General features: G+C 57.1%; 1 rRNA gene. It reads left to right on the top strand.

The window, feature by feature from the left end:
- A 23S ribosomal RNA gene (locus CXR44_RS38685) occupies positions 1-914 on the top strand; the annotation flags it as partial.

Here is a 914-nt window from a genome sequence, read left to right as displayed (position 1 = left end):
TGTGATGTGACTGCGTGCCTTTTGAAGAATGAGCCTGCGAGTTATGGTGTGTGGCGAGGTTAACCCGTGTGGGGGAGCCGTAGCGAAAGCGAGTCTGAAGAGGGCGTTTGAGTCGCATGCTGTAGACCCGAAGCGGGGTGATCTACGCATGGGCAGGTTGAAGCTCAGGTAAGACTGGGTGGAGGACCGAACCCACCAGGGTTGAAAACCTGGGGGATGACCTGTGTGTAGGGGTGAAAGGCCAATCAAACTCCGTGATAGCTGGTTCTCCCCGAAATGCATTTAGGTGCAGCGTTGCGTGTTTCTTGCCGGAGGTAGAGCACTGGATGGCCGATGGGCCCGACAAGGTTACTGACGTCAGCCAAACTCCGAATGCCGGTAAGTGAGAGCGTGGCAGTGAGACTGCGGGGGATAAGCTTCGTAGTCGAGAGGGAAACAGCCCAGATCACCGACTAAGGCCCCTAAGCGTGTGCTAAGTGGGAAAGGATGTGGAGTCGCAGAGACAACCAGGAGGTTGGCTTAGAAGCAGCCACCCTTGAAAGAGTGCGTAATAGCTCACTGGTCAAGTGATTCCGCGCCGACAATGTAGCGGGGCTCAAGTACACCGCCGAAGTCGTGGCACTGATACGAGTGATCGTGTTGGTGGGTAGGGGAGCGTCGTGCATCCGGTGAAGCCGCCGAGTGATCGAGTGGTGGAGGGTGTGCGAGTGAGAATGCAGGCATGAGTAGCGAATCGAGGGTGAGAAACCCTCGCGCCGGATGACCAAGGGTTCCTGGGGCAGGCTAATCCGCCCAGGGTAAGTCGGGACCTAAGGCGAGGCCGACAGGCGTAGTCGATGGACAACGGGTTGATATTCCCGTACCCGCTTCAACGCGCCCATATCGAACCTCGTGATGCTAAGAGTCCTTAAGTC

It is taken from the genome of Nonomuraea indica (assembly GCF_002850745.1).
Taxonomy (GTDB): Bacteria; Actinomycetota; Actinomycetes; order Streptosporangiales; family Streptosporangiaceae; genus Nonomuraea; species Nonomuraea indica.
Note: the sequence above shows the minus strand (reverse complement) of the source record. Positions and strands in the feature narration are given on the sequence as shown.